Annotated in this window: 1 protein-coding gene; it reads left to right on the top strand. The window is 55.3% G+C overall.

Going from position 1 to position 667, the window contains the following annotated elements; genetic code table 11:
• The coding region (locus ACXAGX_RS20510; protein WP_474840702.1) for an Ig-like domain-containing protein at window positions 1–667 on the top strand (667 nt) is incomplete at both ends.

Below are 667 nucleotides of genomic sequence, written 5' to 3'. Positions count from 1 at the left end.
GTAATGACGCCACACCAACAGTATCAGGTACCACTGATTTGCCTGTCGGTGAAACGGTATCGATCACGGTGACCGACTCAAACGGTGATGCCCAAACCTTTACCGCAACCGTACAACCTGACGGTTCATTCAGCGCTGATGTCCCTGCGGACATGGCCGACGGAGCCTACACGGTAGAAGCCACTGCCACCGATGCTGCGGGTAACGCGACAACGGCTACGGACAACAATGGTGAAATCGATACGGCTGCACCAGTCATCACCCTTGATCCACACTCGCTGGGTAATGACGCCACACCAACAGTATCAGGTACCACTGATTTGCCTGTCGGTGAAACGGTATCGATCACGGTGACCGACTCAAACGGTGATGCTCAAACCTTCACTGCCACTGTTCAGCCTGATGGCTCGTTCAGCACAGATGTGCCTGCGGACTTAGCCGACGGTGCGTATACCGTTGAAGCTACTGCCACCGATGCGGCGGGTAACGCGACATCAGCAACGGACAACAACGGCGAAATTGATACTGCTGCCCCAACCATCACGTTGGACGCGCAGACAACAGGCAATGATGCGACGCCAACAGTGTCGGGAACTACTGATTTGCCTGTCGGTGAAACCGTGTCCATCACAGTGACCGATGCTAACGGCGACGCCCAAACCTTCAC

The organism is Alteromonas sp. ABV4_515, from assembly GCF_056160345.1.
The sequence above is the reverse complement of the archived record's forward strand: the minus strand, read 5'-3'. Positions and strand labels throughout refer to the sequence as shown.